19 protein-coding genes are annotated in these 26,214 nt (G+C 61.7%); 8 read left to right on the top strand and 11 right to left on the bottom strand.

Annotated elements, in window-relative coordinates:
- Positions 1 to 207: 207 nt before the first annotated feature.
- Positions 208 to 1,212, top strand: a complete 1,005-nt coding sequence (locus tag ACGJAX_RS13505) for a zinc-binding dehydrogenase (protein ID WP_390959395.1) — start codon at positions 208 to 210, stop codon at positions 1,210 to 1,212.
- A gap of 69 nt (positions 1,213 to 1,281) precedes the next feature.
- Here the strand turns inward: ACGJAX_RS13505 and pyrF are convergent, their stop codons facing one another.
- On the bottom strand, positions 1,282 to 1,980 hold the full coding sequence (gene pyrF, locus ACGJAX_RS13500; protein WP_390959393.1) for an orotidine-5'-phosphate decarboxylase: 699 nt from the start codon (positions 1,978 to 1,980) through the stop codon (positions 1,282 to 1,284).
- 293 nt (positions 1,981 to 2,273) lie between these two features.
- Here pyrF and ACGJAX_RS13495 point away from each other — a divergent pair, with 293 nt between their 5' ends.
- The 3 genes from ACGJAX_RS13495 to xopAW all read left to right on the top strand — a co-directional run bounded on the left by ACGJAX_RS13495 (position 2,274) and on the right by xopAW (position 5,166).
- Positions 2,274 to 3,032, top strand: a complete 759-nt coding sequence (locus tag ACGJAX_RS13495; protein ID WP_047526906.1) for a response regulator — start codon at positions 2,274 to 2,276, stop codon at positions 3,030 to 3,032.
- Complete coding sequence (locus ACGJAX_RS13490; protein WP_390959390.1) at positions 3,032 to 4,084, top strand: ATP-binding protein; 1,053 nt, start codon at positions 3,032 to 3,034, stop codon at positions 4,082 to 4,084. Before ACGJAX_RS13495 ends, ACGJAX_RS13490 begins: the two co-directional genes overlap by 1 nt.
- Before the next feature lie 236 nt (positions 4,085 to 4,320).
- The gene (xopAW, locus tag ACGJAX_RS13485; protein ID WP_248915769.1) at positions 4,321 to 5,166 is read left to right on the top strand and encodes an EF-hand domain-containing protein; all 846 of its coding nucleotides are present in this window, start codon (positions 4,321 to 4,323) and stop codon (positions 5,164 to 5,166) included.
- Positions 5,167 to 5,297: 131 nt separating this feature from the next.
- Here the strand turns inward: xopAW and ACGJAX_RS13480 are convergent, their stop codons facing one another.
- The 3 genes from ACGJAX_RS13480 to aceK all read right to left on the bottom strand — a co-directional run bounded on the left by ACGJAX_RS13480 (position 5,298) and on the right by aceK (position 12,421).
- The gene (locus tag ACGJAX_RS13480) at positions 5,298 to 6,419 is read right to left on the bottom strand and encodes a beta-ketoacyl-ACP synthase III (RefSeq protein WP_390959388.1); all 1,122 of its coding nucleotides are present in this window, start codon (positions 6,417 to 6,419) and stop codon (positions 5,298 to 5,300) included.
- Positions 6,420 to 6,667: 248 nt separating this feature from the next.
- A complete protein-coding gene (gene hrpA / locus ACGJAX_RS13475; RefSeq protein WP_390959386.1) occupies positions 6,668 to 10,579 on the bottom strand; it encodes an ATP-dependent RNA helicase HrpA in 3,912 nt (1,303 codons plus the stop codon).
- Positions 10,580 to 10,702: 123 nt separating this feature from the next.
- Positions 10,703 to 12,421 (bottom strand): bifunctional isocitrate dehydrogenase kinase/phosphatase, encoded by a 1,719-nt coding sequence (aceK, locus tag ACGJAX_RS13470; protein ID WP_090317601.1) that lies wholly within the window; start codon positions 12,419 to 12,421, stop codon positions 10,703 to 10,705.
- A gap of 177 nt (positions 12,422 to 12,598) precedes the next feature.
- On the opposite strand from aceK, the gene ACGJAX_RS13465 reads away from it, so the two are divergent.
- On the top strand, positions 12,599 to 13,492 hold the full coding sequence (locus tag ACGJAX_RS13465; RefSeq protein ID WP_390959384.1) for an EamA family transporter: 894 nt from the start codon (positions 12,599 to 12,601) through the stop codon (positions 13,490 to 13,492).
- A gap of 133 nt (positions 13,493 to 13,625) precedes the next feature.
- Here ACGJAX_RS13465 and ACGJAX_RS13460 read toward each other — a convergent pair whose 3' ends face one another.
- The 7 genes from ACGJAX_RS13460 to ACGJAX_RS13430 form a co-directional block, all read right to left on the bottom strand.
- Positions 13,626 to 15,206, bottom strand: a complete 1,581-nt coding sequence (locus ACGJAX_RS13460) for an aldehyde dehydrogenase family protein (RefSeq protein ID WP_390959383.1) — start codon at positions 15,204 to 15,206, stop codon at positions 13,626 to 13,628.
- Between the two features lie 35 nt (positions 15,207 to 15,241).
- A complete protein-coding gene (gene araD1, locus ACGJAX_RS13455) occupies positions 15,242 to 16,237 on the bottom strand; it encodes an AraD1 family protein (RefSeq protein WP_090317591.1) in 996 nt (331 codons plus the stop codon).
- A 53-nt stretch (positions 16,238 to 16,290) separates the two neighbouring features.
- Complete coding sequence (locus ACGJAX_RS13450; protein ID WP_090317588.1) at positions 16,291 to 17,466, bottom strand: L-rhamnonate dehydratase; 1,176 nt, start codon at positions 17,464 to 17,466, stop codon at positions 16,291 to 16,293.
- A gap of 27 nt (positions 17,467 to 17,493) precedes the next feature.
- Positions 17,494 to 18,819, bottom strand: coding sequence for an MFS transporter (locus tag ACGJAX_RS13445; RefSeq protein ID WP_090317585.1), 1,326 nt, complete (start codon positions 18,817 to 18,819; stop codon positions 17,494 to 17,496).
- Positions 18,820 to 19,288: 469 nt separating this feature from the next.
- Entirely contained in the window at positions 19,289 to 20,293 is a 1,005-nt protein-coding gene (locus tag ACGJAX_RS13440; protein WP_090317583.1) for a 4-hydroxythreonine-4-phosphate dehydrogenase PdxA, read from the bottom strand.
- Positions 20,290 to 21,246 (bottom strand): amidohydrolase family protein, encoded by a 957-nt coding sequence (locus ACGJAX_RS13435; protein ID WP_390959380.1) that lies wholly within the window; start codon positions 21,244 to 21,246, stop codon positions 20,290 to 20,292. The genes ACGJAX_RS13440 and ACGJAX_RS13435 overlap by 4 nt, the downstream gene beginning before the upstream one ends.
- A complete protein-coding gene (locus ACGJAX_RS13430; protein ID WP_390959378.1) occupies positions 21,239 to 22,579 on the bottom strand; it encodes an MFS transporter in 1,341 nt (446 codons plus the stop codon). The genes ACGJAX_RS13435 and ACGJAX_RS13430 overlap by 8 nt, the downstream gene beginning before the upstream one ends.
- A 451-nt stretch (positions 22,580 to 23,030) precedes the next feature.
- Here ACGJAX_RS13430 and ACGJAX_RS13425 point away from each other — a divergent pair, with 451 nt between their 5' ends.
- From ACGJAX_RS13425 to ACGJAX_RS13415, 3 genes are read left to right on the top strand one after another with little or no spacing between them, the layout of a single operon-like run.
- Positions 23,031 to 24,047: a tripartite tricarboxylate transporter substrate-binding protein gene (locus ACGJAX_RS13425; protein WP_390959377.1), complete on the top strand. Its 1,017-nt coding sequence runs from the start codon at positions 23,031 to 23,033 to the stop codon at positions 24,045 to 24,047.
- Positions 24,048 to 24,100: 53 nt separating this feature from the next.
- Entirely contained in the window at positions 24,101 to 24,634 is a 534-nt protein-coding gene (locus ACGJAX_RS13420) for a tripartite tricarboxylate transporter TctB family protein (protein WP_248915756.1), read from the top strand.
- Positions 24,631 to 26,160, top strand: coding sequence for a tripartite tricarboxylate transporter permease (locus tag ACGJAX_RS13415; protein WP_390959375.1), 1,530 nt, complete (start codon positions 24,631 to 24,633; stop codon positions 26,158 to 26,160). The genes ACGJAX_RS13420 and ACGJAX_RS13415 overlap by 4 nt, the downstream gene beginning before the upstream one ends.
- Positions 26,161 to 26,214 lie beyond the last annotated feature (54 nt).

Genomic DNA, 26,214 nt, shown 5'->3' with positions numbered 1-26,214 from the left:
AGATGGTGTCTGCCCAGTCTAGCCATGGCGGTCCTGGGCACGGCAGCACTATCAAGAGGCCGGTTGCCAGCCCATGAGTTGCAGTGATGGAACGACCGTACTAACTATCACTACATTGGATCGACCTGCATTCGCCGCATCAGCCCAACTTGCGGCAATGGTCATGAGGGGCTATCAACAAGGCTTCATTCATCTTGAGTGCCTGTCATGACTACCCAGACCAATCGCCAGTTCCTGCTTGCCAAACGCCCCGTGGGCCCGGCAACCCGCGAGACGTTCACCTATCAAGAAGTACCGGTCGGCGAACCGGCTGCGGGTCAGATCCTGGTCAAAAACGAATACCTGTCCCTCGACCCGGCCATGCGTGGCTGGATGAACGAAGGCAAGTCCTACATCCCGCCGGTGGGTCTGGGTGAAGTCATGCGCGCCTTGGGTGTTGGCAAGGTCGTTGCCTCGAACAATCCCGGATTCGCGGTCGGGGACTACGTCAACGGTGCGCTGGGTGTGCAGGATTATTTCCTCGGCGAGCCACGCGGTTTCTACAAGGTCGATCCGAAACTGGCGCCACTGCCGCGTTATCTGTCCGCCCTGGGCATGACCGGCATGACCGCTTACTTCGCCCTGCTCGACGTCGGTGCGCCCAAGGCCGGTGACACCGTGGTGCTTTCAGGCGCGGCCGGCGCGGTGGGAAGCATTGCCGGGCAAATCGCCAAGCTCAAAGGGTGCCGGGTGGTCGGCATCGCTGGCGGCGCGGACAAATGCCGGTTCCTGATCGATGAACTGGGTTTCGATGGCGCTATCGACTACAAGAACGAAGACGTCATCGCCGGGCTTAAACGCGAATGTCCGAAAGGCGTCGACGTGTATTTCGATAACGTCGGCGGCGATATTCTCGATGCGGTGCTGAGCCGCTTGAACCTCAAGGCGCGCGTGGTGATCTGTGGCGCCATCAGCCAGTACAACAACAAGGAAGCGGTCAAAGGCCCCGCGAACTACCTGTCGCTGCTGGTCAACCGCGCCCGCATGGAAGGCTTTGTGGTGATGGACTACGCCGCGCAATTCGCGGCCGCCGGGCAGGAAATGGCCGGCTGGATGGCCAAGGGGCAGCTCAAGAGCAAGGAAGACATCGTGGAAGGCCTGGAAACCTTCCCGGAGACGCTGATGAAGTTGTTCAGCGGGGAGAATTTCGGGAAGTTGGTGCTAAAGGTTTAACCCAGCCCTGGAAGTGATCTCAAAACACCCGCGGGAGCGAGCTGGCTCGCTCCCGCGGGTTTGCAATCTTCAGGCGAGTTCGGCCACCACATCGGCCAACGCCTTGGCCGGATCAGCCGCCTGGCTGATCGGACGGCCGATTACCAGGTAGTCGGAACCGGCATCCAAGGCCTGACGCGGGGTCAGGATGCGGCGCTGATCGTCCTGGGCGCTGCCCGCCGGACGAATACCCGGTGTCACCAACTTCAGCGACGGATGCGCCGACTTCAGGGCCCGGGCTTCCAGCGCCGAGCACACCAGACCGTCCATCCCGGCTTTTTCCGCCAGTGCGGCCAGGCGCAGCACCTGTTCCTGCGGCTCGATATCCAGGCCGATACCCGCCAGATCCTCACGCTCCATGCTGGTCAGCACGGTCACGCCGATCAACAGCGGCTTTGGCCCGGTGCGCTTGTCCAGCACTTCACGGCAGGCCGCCATCATGCGCAGGCCGCCGGAGCAATGCACGTTGACCATCCACACGCCCATCTCCGCAGCGGCCTTGACGGCCATGGCGGTGGTGTTGGGAATATCGTGGAACTTGAGGTCCAGGAACACCTCGAAACCCTTGTCGCGCAGGGTACCGACGATTTCCGACGCGCAGCTGGTGAACAGCTCTTTACCGACTTTGACCCGGCACAGTTTCGGGTCCAACTGATCGGCCAGCCTCAGTGCGGCGTCACGGGTAGGGAAATCCAGGGCGACGATGATAGGAGTCTGGCAGGCGGACATGAGTGGGCTCTCAGGCAAGTCGAAATCGGCGCGCATTGTAGCGGAACCAGCGCCACTGCGGGACCCGATGATCGGTAAATCGTCGAGAACGCTCCGGCAAGCCTAGCCGCCGGGCCAATTGTGTCGAGCCCGGTACATACACGACACGTCCACAACACCCTTGCCCGCTACCCTCGCCAGCCGCAACACGTCCTTACAGCACTTCCCGCCTCCGGGCCGGACGCCTATGCTGAAGCCACAACCTCGCCGCCTAACTTTGTGGTTGGCAGCCTACCTGGCAGATGAACGCACGCATGCACAGCACCCAAGCCCCCTTGAACGACGATCAAAAAGCGCCCGGCGACGACAAACGCTGGAGCATTCGCGCCCTGATCGTCGACGATGACGTCCCGATCCGCGAACTGATGATCGACTACCTGGCCCGCTTCAACATCCACGCCAGCGGCGTCACCGATGGCGCCGCCATGCGCCTGGCGATGCAGGCGGAGCATTTTGATGTGGTGGTGCTCGATCTGATGCTGCCCGGCGAAGACGGTCTGTCGCTGTGTCGCTGGCTACGCGCCGAGTCGGACATCCCGATCCTGATGCTGACCGCCCGCTGCGAACCCACCGACCGGATCATCGGCCTGGAACTGGGTGCCGACGACTACATGGCCAAACCGTTCGAACCCCGGGAGCTGGTGGCGCGCATCCAGACCATCCTGCGCCGGGTGCGCGACGACCGCACCGAACAACGGGCCAATATCCGCTTCGACAACTGGCGCTTGAACAGCGTGCTGCGCCAATTGATCGCCGCCGATGGCCTGGTGGTGCCGCTGTCCAACGCCGAGTTCCGTCTGTTGTGGGTGTTCATCGAACGCCCGCGCCGGGTCCTGAGCCGTGAACAACTGCTGGATGCCGCTCGCGGCCGTTCGATCGAAGCCTTCGATCGCAGCATCGATCTGCTGGTGTCGCGACTGCGGCAAAAACTCGGCGATGACCCTAAAGCGCCGCAGCTGATCAAGACCGTGCGCGGCGAGGGTTATCTGTTCGACGCCAGAGACATCGGCTGATGCGCGGGCGCTTCGATACGCTGTTTGGCCGCCTGTTCGGCGTGCTGTTGGTGGCGATCATCCTGGCGCACCTGCTGGCGTTTGCCTGGTTTCATTATTACAGTCCCCGGCCCCCCCCGCCGCCACCTCCGGCCTTTTCCGAAGATATCGGCGGACAACGTCCGGCACCGGACCCGCGCTTCGAGAAACGGCCACCTCGGCCGTGGTTCGGCGGGCCGTTGGTGCCGCTGACCTTTCAGTTGATCTCGCTGATCATTGCCGCCTGGTATGGCGCCAAATTGTTGAGCCGCCCCATCCAGCGCCTGAGTGATGCAGCCGAACGCTTGAGCGAGAACCTCGACAGCCCGCCACTGGAAGAGTCCGGCCCCCTGGAAGCACGCCAGGCGGCGCAGACTTTCAACAAGATGCAACGGCGCATCATCGAGCAAGTGAAGCAGCGTTCACGCATGCTCGGCGCCGTCTCCCACGACCTGCGCACCCCGCTGTCACGCCTCAAGCTGCGACTGGAACAGATCGACGACGACAAGCTGCAAGGCCAGATGCGTCAGGACCTGGACGACATGATCAGCATGCTCGACGCCACCCTCACCTACCTGCACGAACAACGCACCAGCGAAGCACCGCAATGGATGGACGTGCAGGCGCTGATTGAATCCCTGAGCGAAAACGCCCAGGACCAGGGCGCCGACGTCCAGGCCAGCGGTCACTGCGCGCCGCTGCTGGTGCAGCCGATGGCCTTGCGTTCGTGCATCAACAACCTGATGGACAACGCCCTGCGCTACGCCGGGCAAGCGTTGATCAGCCTCGAAGACCACCGCGAACAGCTGATCATCCGGGTCATCGACCATGGGCCGGGAATCGCGGCGGAGCAACGCGAAGCGGTGTTCGAACCCTTCTTTCGCCTGGAAGGTTCACGCAATCGCAATTCCGGCGGCGTGGGCCTGGGCATGACCATCGCCCGCGAGGCCGCAGAACGGCTGGGCGGGCAGCTAAGCCTGGAAGAGACCCCAGGCGGCGGCCTGACGGCAGTCATTCGCCTGCCGCGCCCCTGAAAATCACACCATCGCCCCTGTGGTGCGAGCCTGCTCGCGATAGCGGTGTATCAAACAACATTGATGTCGACTGACACTGCCTCATCGCGAGCAGGCTCGCACAGGTGTTCAATGTTGGCCTGAAGCTTGTGCATGTGTACTGACCGCTACAAACCCCACATACCCACGATAACTTGCCCCTTGAGGCTGCATAAGCCGGTGCACCCACCGGTTTTCCATTCCAAGGAGTGAGCCCAATGATTGGTAGCGTCAGCAACTACACGAGCTACACCGGCACCACAACCAGCAGCACCAGCAGCGCGCGCTCGCAACAGTTCCAGAAAGAACTGCTCGCCAAGCTCGACACCAATGGTGACGGCTCAGTAGGCCAGGATGAGCTAAAGAGCGCGTTGTCGCAGAAAAGCGGCGACGGTCTGCTGGTCAACCTGAGCAAGAATTTTGCCGACCTGGACAGCGACAACAGTGGCAACCTGAGCGGTGAAGAGATGGCCGCCATGGCCCCTCCACCGCCCCCGCAAGGGGATCAGGCACCCAATACCGAACTGGCTGACGCGATGATCAGTGCGCTGGATGCCAACGGCGACGGTTCCATCAGCAGCGACGAACTGAGCAACGGCCTGACCAATGCCGGCAGCAGCGCCGACAGCAGCCAGATTTTCTCGGCCCTGGACAAGGATCAGGACGGCTCCGTCAGCAAGGACGAACTGGCCGCCAGCCTGGCGCCACCTCCGCCGCCACCGCAACAAGTGTCCAGCGATGAACTGTTCAGCAGCCTTGATGCCGACAGCGATGGCAGCATCAGCTCCAGCGAACTGACCAGTGCACTGCAGGCCGGCAATTCATCGACCAGTACCGACACCAGCGCCGCCTTGCTCAAGGCATTGGACAGCGACAGCAGCGGTGGCGTCAGCAGTGATGAGCTCAAGGCCGCCCTGCAAGCCGGCCGCGAGCAACCCAGCGACAGCACCACGGCTCAATCGGCTACCAATGAAGCCCTGAGCAAAATGATCGCCAACCTGAGCAAGCAGTATTCCCTCGACGCTGTGGCGAGCGTAGGCAAGCACCTGAACGTCGCGACCTGAAACGGGCGGGTAGAAACACATGTGGGAGCGAGCCCGCTCGCGATGGCGGTGGCTCAGACAACATGGCTGTTGAATGTGCCGACCTCATCGCGGGCAAGCCCGCTCCCACAGGGGGTGCTGAACCGCTGGACTCAGCGCTTGCGCAGAATCACGCTGCCGATCGAGTAACCGGCGCCGAACGAGCTGAGCACCGCCAGCGAACCGGCGGGCAGGTCGTCCTGGTTCTTGTGAAACGCAATCACGGAACCTGCGGAGCTGGTATTGGCGTATGTATCCAGAATCACCGGTGCTTCCTGTTCGGTCGCGTCACGACCGAGCAACTTCTTGACGATCAAGTGGTTCATGCTCAGGTTGGCCTGGTGCAGCCAGAAGCGCTTCACATCGCTGACGTTCAGTGCATTCTCTTCCAGGTGGGTCGCAACCAGCTCGGCCACCATCGGGCAAACATCACGGAACACCTTGCGACCTTCCTGGACGAACAATTTGTCCCTGGCACCAATTCCCTCTTCCGCAGCGCGGTTGAGGAAACCGAAGTTGTTGCGGATGTTGTTGGAGAACTTGGTCAGCAGCTTGGTGCTGACGATGTCGAACTGGTACTTGGAAGTCGCCAGGTCGGCACGCTCGATGATCACGGCGGTCGCGGCGTCGCCGAAGATGAAGTGGCTGTCGCGGTCACGGAAATTGAGGTGACCGGTGCAGACTTCCGGGTTGACCATCAGGATCGCCCGGGCCTGGCCCACCTGGATGCTGTTGGCGGCGGTCTGGATACCGAAGGTCGCCGAAGAACACGCCACGTTCATGTCGAAACCGAAGCCCTGGATGCCCAGCGCTTGCTGGACTTCGATGGCAATCGCCGGGTAAGCGCGTTGCAGGTTGGAGCAGGCGACGATCACGCCGTCGATATCTGCAGCGGTTTTACCCGCGCGTTGCAACGCTTGTTCAGCGGCGCCGATGGCCATCTGGCAGAGCACCGACCATTCATCGTTCGAGCGTTCCGGCAGGCGTGGTGCCATGCGTTGTGGATCGAGGATGCCTTCCTTGTCCATGACAAAGCGGCTTTTGATGCCTGAAGCTTTTTCGATAAACGCTACGCTGGACTCGGTCAATGCTTCGACTTCACCACGCGCGATGGCGTCGGCGTTGTCGGCGTTGAATTGCGCCACGTAGGTATTGAAAGACTGCACCAGCTCTTCGTTGGAGATGCTGTTGGCCGGGGTGTACAGGCCGGTGCCGCTGATGACGACGTTATGCATGGTCGTGTCTCTATCTGTTCAGGCAGAAAGTATTGGTACCGCCGTACCAATACACAAAGGGATTGTTTCGGTCACAGGAAGCAAACCTGGCATCGCTTTATTCCGTACCGCCTGAACCTGAAGGCTCAAAACCGCGGGGCCGGCGTTTATAGGCGCGAAGTTTGCCATAAACCTTGGGTTTTGGCGTCATTGGCGAGAGTAAAGGTGCCTCTTGTGGGAGCGAGCCTGCTCCCACAGGGGTTGGGGGGTCAGGGCTCGACCTGACTCCACTGCTTGTTCAAGCGTTTGTCGGAAATCGGCACCTTGGTTCCCAACTGTTGGGCGAACAGCGAAACCCGGTATTCCTCCAGCCACCAGCGATACAGCTCCAGTTGCGGATCGCGCTTGCCCTCCTGGGCGTGCTTGTTCGCGCGGGTCTGGTATTGCGTCCAGAGGCCGGACAATTCGCCGCTCCAGACCCGATCCCGCTGCACCTGAGCGCCGATTTTCTCGAAACGCTGCTCGACCGCTTTCAGATAACGCGGCAACTCCTTGAGCCATTGCATCGGCGTTTCCCGGACAAACCCCGGATACACCAGATGGCTGAGCTGTTGCTTGATGTCGTTGAGGGCCACGGCTTGCGCCAGGTCGATCTTGCCCTTGAAGCGCTTTTGCAGGCCATGCCAGAGCTTGAGAATTTCCAGGGTCAGTTTGGCCAGACGCTCGGCGTGCTCGGTCCAGGTCCCACGCTTGCGCTCGGCCAGTGACGCGAGCGCGGCGCCATCCCGGGGCAATGGGTCTTCGCCTTCGAGGATGCAGCTGTCGAGACTGGCCAGCAGGATGTCTTCCACCAGGCTGTCGACACGGCCCATGTCGCGGTACATCAACCCCAGTTCGGTCAGCCCCGGCAACTTGCCGCGCAGGAACTTCGCAGGTTCCGCCAGTTGCTGCATCAGTAGACGCTGCAAGGCCCGACGATGCTGGAACTCGGCTTCGGCCGGCGTCGAGAAGCGCCCTTCCTTGACCGTGCCCGCCTCTTCCACCAGCGCCGGATACACCGTCATCGACAGCCCGGCGATCTTCTGCTGGGTTTTCTCGGCGACCGCGGCAAACACCTTGGGCTCGACCGGTTGCTGGCTTTTCGCGGTTTGCGGTACGGCCAACGCGGCCTGGCTGGCCTCGGCAAAACGCGCGGTAAGCTCAGCCAGATCACGGCCTTCACCGAGGAACTTGCCCTGGGCGTCGACGATTTCCAGGTTCATGCGCAAATGGCTTTCGACCTGCTGCGCCGCCTCGGCCCAGGCTTCATTACTGACCCGGGCACCGGTCATGCGCAACAGCTCGCGGCCCAACGCCTGGGGCAACGAGCCCTCGGCGAAGGTCATGCGCTGCAAGGCCGCCTTGATGAAGTCCGGCACCGGCACGAAATTCTTGCGTAACGCCTTGGGCAGGTTACGCACCAGGGCAATGCATTTGGCTTCGATCACACCCGGCACCAGCCACTCCAGGCGTTCCGGTGGCAGCATCGGCAACAGTGGCGCCGGCACGCGCAGGGTCACGCCGTCGCGCGGATGGTTCGGCTCGAAGTGGTAACTCAGCGCCAGCTCCAGATCACCGATGTGCAGGGTGTCCGGATAGTGCTGGGCGGTGACTTCACTGGCCTCGCGGGCCAGCACGTCCTCTTCTCGCATGATCAGCAGCTGCGGGTTTTTCTGGCTGTTGATGCGGTACCAGCTGTCGAAGGTCGCGGTTTGATGGATCTCCGCCGGCAGTCGCGCGTCATAGAACGCGAACAGGGTTTCTTCATCGGCGAGGATATCGCGACGGCGGGCCTTGGCTTCCAGTTCGTCGAGCTGTTCCAGCAACTGCTTGTTCGCTGTCAGGCACTTGGCCCTGGACTGAATCTCGCCGCGCACCAGCGCTTCACGGATAAACAGTTCACGGGACACCACCGGGTCGACCGGGCCGTAATGCACCGGCCGGCGACCGACCACGATCAGCCCGAACAGGGTGATCTGTTCGAACGCCACGACCTGTCCGCGCTTTTTCTCCCAATGGGGTTCGAAGTGGTTTTTCTTGATCAGGTGCCCGGCCAGCGGCTCGATCCAGTCGGCGTCGATCTTGGCCACCATGCGCGCGTAGAGCTTGGTGGTTTCCACCAGTTCGGCGGTCATCAGCCATTGCGGGCGCTTCTTGCCGATACCCGACGACGGGTGAATCCAGAAGCGTCGCTGGCGGGCGCCCAGGTAGTCGCCGTCTTCGGTTTTCTGGCCGATCTGGCTGAGCAGGCCCACCAGTACGGCTTTATGCAATTTCGGATAGTCCGCCGGCTCTTTGTTGAGGCTCAGCTGCATGTCGCGGCAGATCAGACTCAACTGGCGATGGGAATCACGCCATTCACGCAAGCGCAGGTAATTCAGGAAATTCTTGCGACACCAGTTACGCAGCGGGCTGGCGGTCAGTGCCTGGCGCTGTTCTTCGAAACCACGCCACAGATTGACCAGTCCGGCAAAGTCCGAGTCGGCGTCTTTCCATTGCGCGTGGGCCTGATCCGCAGCCTGCTGACGCTCCGGCGGACGTTCGCGCGGGTCCTGGATCGACATGGCGCTGGCAACGATCAGCACTTCCTGCAAGCTGCCGAGCTTGGCCGCTTCGAGCAACATGCGCCCCATGCGCGGGTCCACCGGCAGCCGCGCCAGTTGCCGGCCAAGCGGGGTCAGCTGGCTGTTGCGGTCCACCGCCGAGAGTTCTTGCAGCAGGTTGTAACCGTCGCTGATGGCCTTGCCATCGGGCGGCTCGATAAACGGAAACGCGGTGACCTCGCCGAGGCGCAGGTGCAGCATCTGCAAAATGACCGCCGCGAGGTTGGTCCGCAGGATCTCCGGATCGGTGAACTCCGGGCGCCCGAGAAAATCCTCCTCGCTGTACAGACGCACGCAAATGCCCGGCTCGACCCGACCGCAACGGCCCTTGCGCTGGTTGGCGCTGGCCTGGGAAATGGCTTCGATGGGCAGGCGCTGGACCTTGGCGCGATAGCTGTAGCGGCTGATGCGCGCGGTGCCGCTGTCGATCACGTAGCGAATGCCTGGCACCGTCAGCGAGGTTTCCGCGACGTTGGTGGCCAGGACCACGCGACGGCCGGGGTGCGACTGGAAAATCCGCTGCTGCTCGGCCGGTGACAGGCGTGCGTACAGCGGCAGAATCTCGGTGTGCTTGAGCTGGGCCTTGCGCAGCATGTCGGCGGCGTCGCGAATTTCCCGCTCGCCAGGCAAGAACACCAGCACGTCGCCAGGACTGCGGCGTTCGCTGCGTTCGTAGGCGGCGATTTCATCGAGGGTGGCGAGGATCGCCTGATCGACGGTCAAGTCGTCCTCGACACGGTTGCCCTCTTCGTCCTGCTCCAGGGTCAGCGGGCGATACCAGGTGTCCACCGGGAAGGTACGACCGGACACTTCGACAATCGGCGCATCGTCGAAGTGCCTGGAAAAGCGCTCCAGGTCGATGGTCGCCGAGGTGATGATGACTTTCAGGTCCGGGCGACGCGGTAGCAGGGTTTTCAGGTAACCGAGCAGGAAGTCGATGTTGAGACTGCGTTCGTGGGCTTCGTCGACGATGATCGTGTCGTAGCGTTCCAGATAACGGTCGTTCTGGGTTTCCGCCAGCAGGATGCCGTCGGTCATCAGTTTGATCAGGGTATTGGCATCGCTCTGGTCCTCGAACCGCACCTGATAACCGACCAGCGCCCCCAATGGCGTGCCCAATTCCTCGGCGACGCGGCTGGCCACGCTGCGCGCGGCAATTCGGCGAGGTTGGGTGTGGCCGATCAAACCGTGCTGGCCGCGACCGATTTCCAGGCAGATCTTCGGCAACTGGGTGGTTTTGCCCGAGCCGGTTTCGCCGGCAATGATCAGCACCTGATGCTTGAGCAACGCTTCCTTGATTTCATCGCGCTTGGCGGCGATCGGCAGGCTGTCGTCGTAACGAATCACCGGCAGGCTGGCCTTGCGCGCCAGCACCTGATCACAGGACGCCTGCATGCGAGACACCCACTGGGCCAGCTTGGCCTCGTCGGGTTTCTTGCGCAGCTCAAGCAACTGCCGCCGCAACCGGTGGCGGTCGGCGAGCATGGCGTGATCGAGGTTTTTCAGCAATTTGTCGATGGAGGGCGATTCGTCGGTCATCGGGTACGCAATTCAGTCGTCTAGTGGCGCAGGGCGGGGATTGTCGCAGATTTAAAGGTTGAACGAGATCCCTTGTAGGAGCCGGCTTGCCGGCTCCTACAGAATTTCGCGCCTGACGGAGGGTTACTCGTTATCCAGGCCTTTACGTCGATATGGAAACACATCAATCACTTTGCCGGCCCGAATCGCCTCTTGCAGCCCCTTCCAGTAATCGGCGTTGTACAGCTCACCATGCAGTTGATTGAACAACTTGCGCTGCCCCGAATCGGCGAACAAAAACGGCGGAAACTCCTCCGGGAACACGTCCAGCGGTCCGATGGAATACCAGGGTTCGGAGGCCATTTCGTCCTCGGGAGTGCGCGGCGCCGGAATATGGCGGAAGTTGGCTTCGGTCAGGAAACAGATCTCGTCGTAATCGTAAAACACCACCCGACCGTGTCGGGTGACGCCGAAGTTTTTCAGCAGCATGTCCCCGGGAAAGATGTTCGCCGCCGCCAGTTGTTTGATCGCCAGGCCGTAATCTTCCAGGGCTTCGCGCACCTGGGCCTCGTTGGCGTTTTCCAGGTACAGGTTCAACGGGGTCATGCGCCGTTCGGTCCAGCAGTGGCGGATCAGCACCGTGTCACCTTCCACCGACACCGTTGACGGCGCGACCTCCAGCAGTTCTTCCAGGCACGCCGGCTCAAACTTGCTCAAAGGGAAACGGAAGTCGGCGAACTCCTGGGTATCGGCCATGCGCCCGACGCGGTCGACGCTTTTCACCAGCCGGTACTTCTCGATCACCGTGGCACGGTCGACGTTTTTCGACGGCGAGAACCGGTCCTTGATGATCTTGAACACCGTGTTGAAGCCCGGCAGGGTGAACACGCTCATGACCATGCCGCGCACGCCCGGGGCCATGATGAACTGGTCGTCGGTGTTGGCCAGGTGGTTGATCAACGCCCGATAGAACTCGGACTTGCCGTGCTTGTAGAAACCGATCGAGGTGTACAGCTCGGCAATGTGCTTGCCCGGCAGGATGCGCTTGAGGAAGCCGATGAACTCCGCCGGCACCGGTACATCGACCATGAAATACGAACGGGTGAACGAGAAGATGATCGACACGTCCGCCTCGTCGGTGATCAGCGCATCGATCTGGATACCATGGCCCTCGCGATGCAGCAGCGGAATTGCCAATGGCCATTGTTCATCGGCGGTGTAGATGCGTCCCACCAGGTACGCGCCTTTATTGCGGTAAAGCACCGAGGAAAACAGCTCGACGCTCAGCTCCGGGTCCTTGCAGACCCAGTCCGGCAGGTTCTCGCGCAGTTGCGCCTCGAGTCGGCGCAGGTCGCCGGGCAAATCGGCGTATTCCTCGCTGAAGCGATAGTCGGCAAAGATGCTCGCCAGCATGCCCGACAACTGGCCATGGGGTTTGTAGGTACGGGTTTGCGCGGCGCGGGCCCGGCGCAGGCTCGGCCGGGTGGTGTGGATGAACATGCAACCGTCGCTGATCAGGTCATGGCTGAACAGCCCACAGAAAATCGAGTTGTACCAGGTCTCGGACAGCTCATCGTCGAAGCGCAGGTCGATCAGGCTGATGTAGGCGCTTTTCACCAGCGGCCAGCAACTGACGTCGAGCGTGTCGGTATCGAACGCCGTGCGCAGGCGTTCCACCGTTTCGCTGACTTTTTCTTCGTACAGATTGATCCGCGCCGCCGAGGCAATTTGCGTCTCCTGCCATTGGGCCTGCTCGAATCGGGCCCGGGCACCGTCAGTGATCTGGCGGAAATGCTCGCGGTAATCGTCAAAGCCATCGAGGATCAAACGGGCGATGTCGGCGGCTGGCCATTGCTGCGGCATGGTGAGACCTCTGCGGGAATTCGGGAAGCCTGAGCTTAGCCAGTGAAGCGGGTGCAGGAGAAGCGTAATTTTCGCGGTCGCGTGATCGCCCCCCTTAAAAGTTGCATGCCCGTTTTTCGGTTGCCATCGATCGGGCGCTCGGCAACACTCTCGTCCCGATTCAAGAAGGAGAGCGCCGTGAACCCCGTCGATACATTTCGTTTGCTGTCACTGGCAGCCATTTGGGGTGCGAGCTTTCTGTTCATGCGCATCATCGCCCCGGTGATCGGCAGCATTCCTACCGCTTTTTTCCGTGTATCGATCGCCGCTGCCGGACTGCTGGTGATTCTCGGCCTGATGCGTATCAGCTGGGATTTCAAAGGCAAGCTCAAGACCGTGATGCTGCTCGGGGTGATCAACTCCGGGATTCCGGCGACGCTCTACTCGGTGGCCGCGCAGGTACTGCCGGCCGGCTATTCGTCGATCTTCAATGCCACAACGCCCTTGATGGGCGTGCTGATCGGCGGCCTGTTTTTCCATGAAAGGCTCACTGGCGCCAAGCTCGGCGGCGTGTTCCTGGGGCTGTTCGGTGTCGGCGTGCTGACCCGTGCCGGTCCGGTGGCGTTCGATATGGAACTGCTGATGGGCGCCGTCGCCTGCCTGCTCGCGACCACTTGCTACGGATTTGCCGGATTCCTGGCCCGCCGCTGGCTCGATCACGCGGGCGGTCTCGACAGCCGCTTGTCGGCACTGGGCAGCATGCTCGGCGCGACCTTGTTCCTGCTGCCGCTGTTCGGTTATAGCGTGATCAGCCACCCACCGGCGAGCTGGGGTGGCTGGAGTGTCTGGCTGTCCTTGCTGGGGTTAGGCCTGGGCTGCACGGCGTTTGCGTACATTATTTACTTCCGCTTGCTGAGCTCGATCGGCCCGGTGAAATCGATGACCACGACCTTCCTGATTCCGCTGTTCGGTGTGTTGTGGGGTGCGCTGTTCCTCGATGAGCCGCTGTCGATGGCGCATATTTATGGCGGGGTGTTGATTGCGGCAGCGTTGTGGTTGGTGTTGAAGCGGGCCAGGCTGGTTGCCCGGTGATTTTTGTGGCTGCCGAGTAAGCCATCGCGAGCAAGCTCGCTCCCACCGTGATTGATGTCGCACACAAATGTTGTGCTCAACGCCAAACCCTGTGGGAGATTGCTCGCGATGACAGCGGCTCAGCCACCGAAAATCACAGCGCTGTAGCGCTCACCTCCCCATCCACCAACCGCTGAATCCCCAGCGGGTTGGCGTTCTGCAACGCTTCGGGCAGTAACGCATCCGGATAGTTCTGGAAGCACACCGGCCGCAGGAAGCGGTCAATCGCCAAACTGCCGACCGACGTCCCCCGCGAATCCGAAGTCGCCGGATAGGGCCCGCCATGCACCATGGCTTCGCAGACCTCGACACCGGTCGGATAACCATTGAGCAGAATCCGCCCGACTTTCTCCTGCAACAACTCGCCCAGCCAGTGGTACTCCTGCAACTCGTCAGCCTCGCCGATCAGCGTCGCGGTCAATTGCCCGCGCAGGCCGTGCAACGCCGCCGCCAACTGCGCCCGATCCTCGACTTCGATGATGATGGTGGTTGGCCCGAACACTTCTTCCTGAAGCAATTGGTCGCCCTTGAGCAGCAGGCTGACATCGGCCTTGAACACTTGCGGCTGCGCCTGATTGCCCTGCTGCGGTTTGCCCGCCAGGTGGGTCAGCCCCGGATGTTCATGCAACTCGGCAAGTCCTCGGCTGTAACTGCTCAAGGCGCCGGCGTTGAGCATGGTCTGCGCCGGTTGCTGATTCATGTTCGCGCAAAACGTTTGCACGAAGCTGCTGAACTGCGGCGAGCGCAGGCCAATGACCAGTCCGGGATTGGTGCAGAACTGACCACAGCCCAAGGTCACCGAACCGGCCAGTTGCGCAGCGATCTGCTCGCCACGCACCGTCAACGCTTCGGGCAGCAGGAACACCGGGTTGATGCTCGACATCTCGGCGAACACCGGGATCGGCTGTGGTCGGGTCGCCGCCATGTGGCTCAAGGCATTGCCGCCCTTGAGCGAGCCGGTGAAACCCACGGCCTGAATGGCCGGGTGCTTGACCAGCCATTCCCCCACCCCGCCACCGTAAATCATGTTGAACACACCGGCCGGCATCCCGGTGCGCTCGGCGGCGCGGATGATCGCGTCCGCCACCCATTCGGCGGTTGCCATGTGCCCGCTGTGGGCCTTGAACACCACCGGGCAACCGGCGGCCAGCGCCGAAGCGGTATCACCCCCAGCGGTGGAAAACGCCAATGGAAAATTGCTGGCACCAAACACCGCCACCGGCCCGAGGCCAATGCGGTACTGACGCAGATCCGGGCGCGGCAGCGGCTGGCGATCCGGCAACGCCCGATCAATGCGGGCCCTATAAAAATCACCCCGGCGCAGCACCTTGGCGAACAAACGCATCTGCCCGCTGGTGCGACCGCGCTCCCCCTGTATGCGCCCCGCCGGTAATGCGGTTTCACGGCACACGGTGGCGACGAATTCATCGCCCAAGGCATCGATCTCATCAGCGATGGCATCGAGGAACGTGGCGCGTTTTTCAGCACTCAGGTTGCGGTAGATCGGGTAAGCCGCAGCGGCGGCCTTGGCAGCGGCATCCACTTCGGCTTCCGACGCCTGAAAGAAGGTGCCGGGCAACGGCTCGCCAGTGGTGGCGTCAAGGCTGTGCAGTTGCAGGGTGCCGTTGGCGCTACGGCGACCGCCGATGTAGTTGTGTCCGAGTATCGTGGTCATTTCGGATTCCTTGATCGATTGCAGACCTGTTGGGGTCAGAGCGTGCGGACCTGGCCGATGGCCAACGGCTTGGCACTTTCGCCAATACCGTTTTCCAGGGGCGCGCCGAACGCGTCGAGGCTGATCTGGAAGCGATCCCCCGGCTGGGTTTTCACCCCGTCGGCAAACGACAGCGTGGCCGTGCCGAAGTAATGCACATGAACATCGCCGGGGCGCAAAAACTGGGCGTATTTGAAGTGGTGGAACTCGAGGTTGGCGAGGCTGTGGCACATGTTGTCCTCGCCACTGAGAAACTCTTGCTCCCAAATCGTTTCGCCGTTGCGCGTGATGCGACTGGTGCCAGCCAGATGCCTGGGCAACTCGCCGACCCGCAGTTCCGGCCCATAGGCGCAGAAACGCAGTTTCGAGTGGGCGAGATACAGGTAGTTGCGGCGCTCCATGACATGGTCGGAAAACTCGTTGCCCAAGGCATAGCCGAGGCGATACGGCTGGCCATCGTCGCCGATCACGTAGAGCCCGGTCAGTTCCGGCTCTTCGCCGGCATCCTCAGCGAACGGCGGCACGGGGAAGTCCGCACCGGGACGCACGACGATGCTGCCGTCGCCCTTGTAGAACCATTCCGGTTGCGCACCGACCTGCCCTGCTGCCGGCTTTCCGCCTTCCAGCCCCCATTTGAAGATACGCATGGTGTCGGTCATACCGGCTTCGACGGCACCGTCGTGCTGGTGCATCTTGTCCCGCGCCGAAGCGCTGCCCAGGTGGGTCAGGCCAGTACCGCTGACGAGGCAATGGGCCGGGTCTTCGTGGTCCAGCGGCGGCAGCACTTTGCCCTGCTGCAACAGTTGCGCGTAGTCAGGGCCCGGCTCGGTGCCGCGCCGGGCGACTTCTTCTTGCAGGCTGCGCTGCGCGCGGATCGCCGCCAGTGCCAGTTCACGGGTATTGCGGGTGTCTTTCAACACCTGGACGTGCGAGCCATCGATGACGCCGACCTGGCGCTCACCGAGGGCGTTTTCAAATTGAATCAGGCGCATATCCGGCCTCCAGAAAGTCGTGGACGGCGCCGCCCGTGAGCGGCGCCTTTGAATCATTCGATGATGTTGAAGTCGCTCAGGTACTCATCGGAGATTTCCAGGCCCAGGCCCGGTTTGTGGTCGTCGAGCTGGATGTAGCCGTTGACCGGTTGTGGCTCGCCCTTGAACACGTAATAGAAGAGTTCGTTGCCGACCTCGACGTCGAACACCGGGAAGAACTCGGCCATTGGCGAGGCGGTGGTGGACATGGTCAGGTGGTAGTTGTGCATTTGCCCGGCGTGCGGAATCACCGGCACCGACCAGGCTTCGGCCATGGCGTTGATCTTGCGCGCGGCGGTGATGCCGCCGACGCGGTTGGTGTCGTACTGGATCACGTCGACGGCGCGGCGTTCCAGCAGGTCCTTGAAGCCGTAGGACGTGAACTCGTGTTCGCCGCCGGAGATCGGCATGATCCCCATTTTCTTCAGCTCGATGTAACCCTCGATGTCGTCGGCGATCACCGGCTCCTCGAGCCAGCGCGGTTCGAACTCGGCAAGCTTGGGCAACATGCGGCGGGCGTATTCCAGGGTCCAGCCCATGTAGCATTCGAGCATGATGTCGACGTCAGGGCCGGCCAGCTCACGCAGGGCGCGCACTTGTTCGATGTTGCGACGCATGCCTGCCGGGCCGTCTTTCGGGCCGTAGCCGAAGCGCATTTTCAGCGCGGTGAAACCCTGGCTCAGATAGCCCTGGGCTTCTTCGAGGAACAGGTCGAGATTATCATTGGCGTAGAGCTTGGAGGCGTAGGTCCAGATCTTTTCCTTGGTGCGACCGCCGAGCAACTTGAACACCGGCTTGTTCACCGCTTTGCCCATGATGTCCCAGATCGCGATGTCGATCGCCGAGATCGCCGCCATGCCGATGCCTTTGCGGCCCCAGGCGTGGCTCTGGCGGTACATTTTCTGCCAGATGTACTCGTTGTCGAACGGGTCTTCGCCAATGGCAATCGGCGCGAGGTAAGTGTCGATGATTTCCTTGGCCACACGTGGTGCCAGGGCGCAGTTACCGATGCCGACAAGACCGGTATCGGTCTCGACTTCCACCACCAGCCAGCCGTGAAAACGGAACGAGCCCATGGCGTCGCCGCGTTCGAACAGGATGTCACTGGCGTTGGTGCAGAAGTGCGCTTGTGGCGGGACGACTTTGCCTTTCCACTCGAAAACGCGGGTACGGATCGCTTTGATTTTCATGAATTCAGTTCCTTGTTAACGCGGTGATCAGCCAACCTGAGCCGGTGTGAGCTGCGAGGGGGATTTTGGTGTGTGGGTGGTGCGAAGCCGGGACAGCAGGATGGCGCCGAAAATGCCGACCAGGGCCAGGGCGAACATGCCGGCACGAGGGTCTGCAAACGAGGTTTCCATCACGGTTTTCAGGTTCGGCGCGACGAAGCCACCGAGGTTGCCCAGAGAATTGATCAGGGCGATCCCGCCGGCTGCGGCGGCACCGCTGAGGTAGCTGGTGGGAATGGTCCAGAACAGCGGCTGCACCGAGACGAAACCGGCAGCGGCAAAGCAGAACGCAAGGACCACTGGCACCATGCTGGTGCCCAGCGCCGAAGCGGCGATACCCAGGGCGGCCATCGTCAGCATGCACACGGCGAGGCGACGGTGCTGGCCGGTGCGGTCGGCGTAACGGGTGACGATGCGGGTCACGATCAGGGCGCAGATCCACGGGATCGCAGTGATCAGGCCGACGTTCAAACCGACGTGCCCGTCGAGCAACCCGGCGATCCGCGTTGGCAGGTAGAACACCACGCCATACACACTCATCTGGATGGTGAAATAGGCCACGCAGAATTGCAGTACCCGAGGGTTGCGCAAGGCACTGAGGAACCCGTGGGGGCTGCTGTCTTTTTTCTGTGCGTCTTCGTCGGCCAGGGCTTTCTCCAGCGCGAGCTTTTCTTCCACGCTCAACCAGGTGGCCTGGGCCGGACGGTTGACCAGATAGAAGTACGCAGCGATGCCGATCACCGATGCCATCAGGCCTTCGACCACGAACAGCCACTGCCAGTTGGTCAGGCCGAACACGCCATGGAAGTCAAGCAACCAGCCCGACAACGGACTGCCCAGCACCAGTGCCAGTGGCAGGCCGAAGTAGAACAGCCCCAGCGCCTGACCGCGGCTCTGCGCCGGGAACCAGTAGGTGAGATAGAGGATGATCCCGGGGAAGAAGCCCGCCTCGGCCACACCGAGCAGGAAGCGCAAGACGTAGAAGGTTTGAGCGTTGTGAGCGAACATCATCGCCGCCGACACCAGGCCCCAGGTGACCATGATCCGGCACAGCCAGACCTTGGCGCCGAGACGGTGCAGCATGTAGTTGCTCGGCACTTCGAAGAACGCGTAACCGATGAAAAAGATACTCGCACCGAAGGCAAACGCGGCGTCACCCAGCCCGGTGTCCGCCTGCAGGGCCGCTTTGGCGAAGCCGACGTTGGAGCGATCAATGAACGCCAGGATGTACATCAGGATCAGGAACGGCAGCAAGCGCAGCCGGCTTTTGGAGATGGCTCTGGTCAGAGCCAGGGCGGAATCTGGACGGGTCATGGGCGTGTTCCTTTGCTGCCGGTATGTGCCTTGCGGAAGTGACAAGGCAGGCTTTTTGTAATTGTCATTCGCCTGAATGCAGTGGCCGGAAAGTGACCGGTTGCGTTCATTCGATGGAGCGACTTTAGCCAGCACAAAGGGATGCGGATAATCACTTATGCGTATCCGGCGATAACCTGAGGTGATCGATTCAGGCTGTTTTTGCCAGGATAGGGTTATCAGGCACACACAAAAAACTGTGGGAGCGAGCCTGCTCGCGATGGCGGCCTGACAGTCACATCAAAGATGTCTGTCAGACCGCCATCGCTGGCAAGCCAGCTCCCACAAGTCCGAAGGTATTACTTGATTTTGTAAACGATCCAAAGACCTGTGGGAGCGGGCTTGCCCGCGTTGGCGGTCTGTCAGGCGGCATAAATATCGACTGACATGCCCTCTTCGCGAGCAGGCTCCACAGGGAAATTGCATTGGGTCAGTAGCGGTTGCCGCCCATCCGGCAGGCAATTTCGAAGGCCTGGCGGGTCGCGCCGACGTTGGCCTTGCCCTGCCCTGCGATATCGAACGCGGTGCCATGGGCCGGAGTGGTGATCGGGATCGGCAAGCCACCCTGCACCGTGACGCCACGGGAGAAACCCATCAGCTTGATCGCGATCTGCCCCTGGTCGTGATACATCGTGACGACCGCGTCGAAGGCGTTGGCATCGCCCTGGACCTTGAGGAAAATCGTGTCGCCCGGATACGGGCCTTCCGCCGCGATTCCCTGCGCCTGGGCCGAGCGTACAGCCGGGCCGATGATGTCCAGCTCTTCGCGGCCGAACGAGCCGTTGTCGCCGTTATGCGGGTTCAGCCCGCACACGCCGATGCGCGGTTTTTCCAGGCCGTTGCGCTTGAGTGCGGTATCGATCAGTCGGATCGCTTCCACCACCCGCTCCTGGCTGAGCATGCCCGGGACTTCGGACAGGGCCACATGAGAGGTCACCCGCGAGGTCCAGAGGTTGTCGAGCACGTTGAATTCGCAGAACGGTCCGTGGAAGTCCAGCAACTCGGCGAACCAGTGCAGCTCGTCGTTATGGGCCATGCCGGCCATGTGCAGCGACGTCTTGTTCAGCGGCCCGAACAGCACCGCGTTGGTGGTCCCGGCCTCGGTCAGACGCAGGGCGATTTCCAGGGTGTCGAGGCTGTAGCGACCGCCGATGACGCTGGCCTCGCAACGTGGAAATTCACCGATGGTGTCCCCGCGAAAATCGTAGAACAGCGGCGTGTCATCGTTGAACTCCAATCGATCCAGAGATTCGACGCGACGATAAGGAAACTCCACCCCGGCAATGCGCATGCCGCGACGCATTTCCGCTTCATCGGCGATCAATATCACGTTGGCCTGGCGACGCACTTCGGGCTCGCCGAGCAAACGTGCGATCAGTTCCGGGCCGATGCCCGCCGGGTCGCCCAGGACCATGGCGATGGTTGTCTTGTTCATGCTTCACTCCTCAAGGGTTCAGGCCACGCCCGGTCAATGGCGCAAGGCTCGCAGCGATAGATGCGCTGCGCGTTGCTGTAGAACAGTCGCTCCTGATCGGCCGTCGGCAGATCGGCGACAATGGATTTGAAACCGCTGTAGATGTCGTCGAACGAGCCACACAGGCTGTCGACCGGAAAGTTGCTGGCGAACATCGCTCGATCTGTGCCGAACATGGCGATAATTTCGCGCACGATCCAGGCGTTGTCCTTGGCGCGCCACCTTTGCCCGCCCTGCCCCAACCCGGAAATCTTGACCTGCACGTTGGGCCATTGGGCCAGCCGCGCCATCGCCAGGCGCCAGCCCGCCAGGCCTTCGGCGCTGCGGTCGCTGGGTAAACCGGCGTGGTTGAGGATCAGCGTAATGCCGGGAAAATCCCGGGCCAGCCGTTCGGCCTCGTGCAGGTTCCACCAGGGTGTCTGCAAATCGAAATGCAGACCCAAGCCTTCGAGCGCAGCGTAACTGCGGCGCCAGTGATCATCGCTCATCAGGCTGCGCTGATGCCCGACCTGTTCCGGCGACGTTGGTCCGCCGGGCTTGTGCCGCACACTGCGCACGCATTTGAAGGCGGCCTGTTCGGTCAGCACGGCGATGGCGTCGGGCCGGTCCAGCCAGGCTTGCGCGACGATCGCGTTGGGCACGCCGTAGCGAGCCGCCAGTTGCTCGATGAATCGGGTTTCGCCAATCGGGTCCTGTGGGTTCCATTCGGTCTCGACATAAACCGTTTGCACCACCCGGTGAGTACCGGCATCGGCGAAATAATCCTCGGGGAAGTAGCGGCGCTTGATCGCGCTGTAATCGCCGTAGCGGAACGGAATATTGGCCTCTGGCGCCAACCAAGGGTGGTCATTGATCGAAGGGTCCCAAAAGTGATGATGGGCATCGATGATCGGGCCGTCCCACAACTTAGTCATGACGCACCTCGTCGAGGCTGATGAACAAGGTAGCCAGCACGAATACCGCCGAACACGCCGCGAAGAAACCGAGCACCGGGGCAAAACCGCCGGCCATTTGCACAATCACCCCGACCAGAATCGGCACCGCGATACCGCCGGTACTGCCGGCCATGTTCATCACGCCGCCGATCAGGCCGACCCGCGCCGGTGCCGCCAGCAGCGCCGGGAAGCTCCAGTAGAGACTGCCCCACATCAAGAAAAACGCGGTCATGGCCAACAGCGCCACCGCCGCAAAAGGATTACTCAAGGTCGGCAGCAGCAGGAACGCGCCGAGGGCCACCAGACCGGAAAACGCCAGCAGGCTCTTGACCGCCACACCACGACTGACGCCTCTGCGGATCAAGCCATCGCAGAGAAAACCACCGGTCAACGAACCCAGAGCCCCGCAGATAAAGATCACAAAGGTCGCCGCGCCAATGCCCTTGATATCGAAGCCGCGAGCCTGGGACAGGTAACTTGGCCCCCAGGTCAGCAGACCGAAATACACCATCGCCCAACTGGCCCGACCAATCAGCAAACCGCTCAGCGAACGGGCGGCGATGCCCAGGCCCTTGACCGGCGCACGGGCCGCTTCGGCGGCCGGCGTGGCGCGCCCGGCGTTGATCTTCTCGAGCTCCCGGGCATTGACCTGCGGGTGACTGGCCGGGTCATCGCGCAGATAACGCCGCGCCAGCCAGGCCAGTACCAACGTTGCGATGCCGGCGATGACGAATGCCAGGCGCCACGAATCCAGCGAAGCAATCAGATAGGCAATGATCAACCCGCCCAGCGCCACACCAAGCGGGCTGCCGCTGTCCATCAGCACCGCGCCGCGGCTGCGTTCGCTCGGCGCCAGCCACAAGGAAATCAGTTTGCCGCCGGACGGAAACAACGGCGCCTCCGATGCCCCCAGCGCCACACGGGCAAACAGCAGTGACAGGCCACCGGTGGCAAACGCCGCCAACACCTGGAACGTTCCCCACAAACCGGTCGACCAACTGATGACCCGATGCGGCCCGAAGCGATCGATCATCCAGCCACCTGGAATCTGCAGCAGGGCGTAGGCCCAGAAAAAACTGCTGAGGATCAGCCCCTGCATGCTGGGCGACAAAGAAAATTCATGGGCAATGGTCGGCATCGCGATCGACAGCGACACCCGATCGATCAGGTTGACCATGGTCAAGGCGAAGATGATCGCGAAAATCCGCCAGCGCACATTGCTGGCCTTGGCGACACCGGTCAGGGGTGCTGTCGCTGACACTGGCTGAACATCCGCGCCAGGCAGATGCAGGGAAGCACTGGGACGAGCCATGGTGCGTACCTCTTATTTATTATTTTTGTGGAGATGCAGACGTTGTGCCGCGTTTGTTGGTGAGCACTATCGAAGGCCCAGCGATAACCGTCTAATCAAAACTTGAAATCGGGCGATAGCCTCGAGTTATGTCATGACCTGCTTTCAACGACCTTTCAACGCTGCCACGCATGCTTGTCTGTAGGAGCGAGCCTGCTCGCGATGGACGTTAACGATAACGCGGGCTTGCTGACGTGACGCATTGCCCTTGAGTCCATCGTCAAATCGCCGCCCGGAGCCGGCTCGCTCCTACAAAGATCCTGCTTCGTTTGCCGACCTATAACCCCAGGCTATCGGTGTATGTATTGTTTTGACTAGACGCGGCGGCGATGGCTTCCCACACTCAGGCCAGGCTTGCGGCTTTACCGCTCAGACAAGCCACTCATAACAACTACAAAAACGAGGCCCTTCCATGCGAAATGCAATCGTCCGTCGCACATCCCGTCTGTTTCTTGGCTGCACACTGATCGCCGCCGGCGCCCTCCCCGCTCTCGCTCACGCCGCCTGGCAACCGGACAAGAACGTCGAAATCGTCGTCGCTGGCGGGCCCGGTGGCGGCACCGACCAGCTCGGTCGCCTGATCCAGTCGATCATCACCACCCACAAGCTGCTCGATGTGAATACCATCGTCCTGAACAAGGGCGGCGGCAATGGCGCCGAAGCCTTTCTCGACATGAAGATGAACAAGGGCGATGCCGAAAAACTGGTGATCGGCACCAACAACATCTACCTGTTGCCACTGGTTTCCAAGCTCGGCTATCAATGGCAAGAGCTGACGCCGATCGCCGCCGTGGCCGAGGATGACTTCATTCTCTGGAGCTACAAAGACGCGCCGTGGAAGGACGCCAAAGGCTTCTACGAAGCGGTCAAGGCCGATCCATCAAACCTGCGCATGGGCGGTAGCCAGTCCAAGGACGTCGACCAGACCCTGACCCTGCTGCTCAACCAGACCAACAACAGCAAACTGGTGTACATCCCGTTCAAGAGCGGCAGTGAAGCCGCGACTCAACTGGCCGGCAAACACATCGCCGCCAACGTCAATAACCCCAGCGAAAGCATCAGCCAATGGCGCGGCGACCAGGTCGAACCGCTCTGCGTATTCAGTAAGGAGCGCATGAGCTACACCGAGAAAGTCGCTGGCGATAAATCCTGGGCCGACGTGCCGACCTGCCACGAACAGGGCCTTGGCATCGACCAGTACCGCTTCCCGCGCACCGTGTTCATGCCGGGCGATATCACCGCCGAGCAACGCGCCTTCTATGTCGAACTGATGCGCAAAGTCACCCAGACCGATGAGTTCAAGGCGTACGTGAAGCAGAACGCGCTGGTGCCGACCTTCCTCGAAGGTGAGCCACTGACCGCCTACATCGAAAAAGACACCGCCCGCGTCACGCCGGTATTCAAAGAAGCCGGCTGGCTGAAAAACTAAAGTTGTCACGGCCGTCCGCCTGCGGGCGGCCGTCATCTGCTGGAGGTGTGTTCATGTCTCATTCTTCGGATTCACCGGCGCTGGTCGGCACCCGCTGGGTCGAACTCGGCCTGGCGGTGTTCACCGCCCTGATCGGCGCGGTGGTGATGTTCGGCAGTGTCGAACAGGGTATCGGCTGGGGTGATGCCGGCCCGGAGCCCGGTTACTTCCCGTTCTACATCGGCCTGATGCTGAGCGCCGCGAGCGTGGCCAACGGCGTGTTGACCCTGGTGCGCTGGCAAGCCCTGAGCATTGCATTCGTCAGCCGCAGCGCGTTCAAGCAAGTGCTGTCGGTGTTCGTGCCCATCGCCCTGTTCGTTGGCGCGATGCCGTTCACGGGCATTTACGTCGCTTCGGCCTGTTTCATCGCCTGGTTCATGTGGCGTGACAAGGTCCGCGCCAAGCCTTACGGCAAGTGGATGATCGGCACGGTTTCCCTGGGCGCGGTGCTGGCCAGCTACCTGATTTTCGCGCTGTGGTTCAAGGTGCCCCTGGATGCCGGTCCCATGGGCGACTGGATTGCCCTGGCCGGGAGAAATTTCAAATGAGCGAATTCGATTCCCTGCTGCAAGGCATGAACCTGATCCTGACCCCGGGCCATATCGGCCTGATGGTGATCGGCGTGCTGCTGGGCATTCTGGTCGGCGTGTTGCCCGGTCTCGGCGCCCCCAATGGCGTGGCGCTGTTGTTGCCACTGACGTTTACCATGTCGCCGGTGTCGGCGATCATTCTGCTGTCGTGCATGTATTGGGGCGCGTTGTTCGGTGGCTCGATCACCTCGATCCTGTTCAACATTCCCGGCGAGCCCTCATCGGTGGCGACCACCTTCGACGGCTACCCGATGGCCCGTGAAGGTCGCGCCGCCGAAGCCTTGACCGCCGCGTTCAGCTCGGCCCTGATCGGTGCCCTGTGCGGGGTGTTGCTGCTGACCTTCCTCTCGACCAGGATCGCCGCGTTCGCCATGTCGTTCAGTTCACCGGAGTTCTTCGCGGTGTACCTCTTGGCGTTCTGCACCTTCATCGGCATGAGCAAGAACCCGCCGCTGAAAACCGCGGTGGCGATGATGATCGGCTTCGCCATGGCGGCGGTCGGCATGGACACCGTGTCCGGCAACCTGCGCCTGACCTTCGATCAGCCGATTTTGATGACCGGCATCAGCTTCGAAGTCGCGGTGATCGGCCTGTTCGGCATCGGTGAAATTCTCTGCACCGTGGAAGAGGGCCTGGTGTTCCGTGGCGAACACGCGCGCATCACGCCGATGGTGATCCTGCGCACCTGGGCCAAGTTGCCCCGCTACTGGTGGACCATTGTGCGCAGCACCCTGGTCGGTTGCTGGATGGGCATCACGCCTGGCGGACCGACAGCCGCCTCGTTCATGAGCTACAGCCTGGCGCGGCGCTTCTCGAAGAACCGCGACAACTTCGGCAAAGGCGAAATCGAAGGCGTGATCGCCCCGGAGACAGCCGACCATGCCGCCGGCACCAGCGCCCTGCTGCCGATGCTGACCCTGGGCATTCCCGGTTCGGCGACCGCGGCGGTGATGCTTGGCGGCTTGATGATCTGGGGCCTGCACCCCGGCCCGACGCTGTTCGTCGAGCAGCACGATTTTGTCTGGGGCCTGATCGCCAGCATGTACCTGGGCAACGTGGTGAGCCTGATCGTGGTGCTGGCCACCGTGCCGCTGTTCGCCTCGATCCTGCGCATTCCGTTTTCGATCATTGCGCCGATCATCATCATGGTCTGCGCCATCGGTGCCTACTCGGTGCACAACTCGTTCTTCGACGTGGTGCTGATGCTGGGCTTCGGCGCACTGGGGTATCTGTTCAAGAAACTCGGCTACCCGATCGCACCGCTGGTGCTGGCGGCGGTACTGGGCGACAAGGCTGAGGATGCATTCCGTCAGTCGATGCTGTTCTCCGACGGCCACCTGGGGATTTTCTGGTCCAACCCGCTGGTGGGCAGCCTGACCACGGCAGCGCTGTTGATGCTGTTCTGGCCGCTGATTTCCAAGGCATTCGGAACCCTGACGGGCCTGCGCAAACCCCATGTCGCCAAAGCAAAATCGGTGCTGTGACACAGCAATGCTGGCAACGCCTGACATTTGTTGTCAGGCTTGCCGCAGTCTTTT

The sequence above is a fragment of the Pseudomonas moorei genome, assembly GCF_042846945.1.
Classification (GTDB): Bacteria; Pseudomonadota; Gammaproteobacteria; order Pseudomonadales; family Pseudomonadaceae; genus Aquipseudomonas; species Aquipseudomonas moorei.
Note: the sequence above shows the minus strand (reverse complement) of the source record. Positions and strands in the feature narration are given on the sequence as shown.

Coding starts and splice junctions, on each gene's coding strand:
- ACGJAX_RS13450 (WP_090317588.1), bottom strand. CDS start 17,466: ATGAAAATCAAAGCGATCCGTACCCGCGTTTTCGAGTGGAAAGGCAAA.
- ACGJAX_RS13430 (WP_390959378.1), bottom strand. CDS start 22,579: ATGGCTCGTCCCAGTGCTTCCCTGCATCTGCCTGGCGCGGATGTTCAG.
- pyrF (WP_390959393.1), bottom strand. CDS start 1,980: ATGTCCGCCTGCCAGACTCCTATCATCGTCGCCCTGGATTTCCCTACC.
- araD1 (WP_090317591.1), bottom strand. CDS start 16,237: ATGCGCCTGATTCAATTTGAAAACGCCCTCGGTGAGCGCCAGGTCGGC.
- aceK (WP_090317601.1), bottom strand. CDS start 12,421: ATGCCGCAGCAATGGCCAGCCGCCGACATCGCCCGTTTGATCCTCGAT.
- ACGJAX_RS13490 (WP_390959390.1), top strand. CDS start 3,032: ATGCGCGGGCGCTTCGATACGCTGTTTGGCCGCCTGTTCGGCGTGCTG.
- ACGJAX_RS13425 (WP_390959377.1), top strand. CDS start 23,031: ATGCGAAATGCAATCGTCCGTCGCACATCCCGTCTGTTTCTTGGCTGC.
- ACGJAX_RS13505 (WP_390959395.1), top strand. CDS start 208: ATGACTACCCAGACCAATCGCCAGTTCCTGCTTGCCAAACGCCCCGTG.
- ACGJAX_RS13435 (WP_390959380.1), bottom strand. CDS start 21,246: ATGACTAAGTTGTGGGACGGCCCGATCATCGATGCCCATCATCACTTT.
- ACGJAX_RS13460 (WP_390959383.1), bottom strand. CDS start 15,206: ATGACCACGATACTCGGACACAACTACATCGGCGGTCGCCGTAGCGCC.
- hrpA (WP_390959386.1), bottom strand. CDS start 10,579: ATGACCGACGAATCGCCCTCCATCGACAAATTGCTGAAAAACCTCGAT.
- ACGJAX_RS13440 (WP_090317583.1), bottom strand. CDS start 20,293: ATGAACAAGACAACCATCGCCATGGTCCTGGGCGACCCGGCGGGCATC.
- ACGJAX_RS13415 (WP_390959375.1), top strand. CDS start 24,631: ATGAGCGAATTCGATTCCCTGCTGCAAGGCATGAACCTGATCCTGACC.
- ACGJAX_RS13445 (WP_090317585.1), bottom strand. CDS start 18,819: ATGACCCGTCCAGATTCCGCCCTGGCTCTGACCAGAGCCATCTCCAAA.
- ACGJAX_RS13480 (WP_390959388.1), bottom strand. CDS start 6,419: ATGCATAACGTCGTCATCAGCGGCACCGGCCTGTACACCCCGGCCAAC.
- xopAW (WP_248915769.1), top strand. CDS start 4,321: ATGATTGGTAGCGTCAGCAACTACACGAGCTACACCGGCACCACAACC.
- ACGJAX_RS13495 (WP_047526906.1), top strand. CDS start 2,274: ATGCACAGCACCCAAGCCCCCTTGAACGACGATCAAAAAGCGCCCGGC.
- ACGJAX_RS13420 (WP_248915756.1), top strand. CDS start 24,101: ATGTCTCATTCTTCGGATTCACCGGCGCTGGTCGGCACCCGCTGGGTC.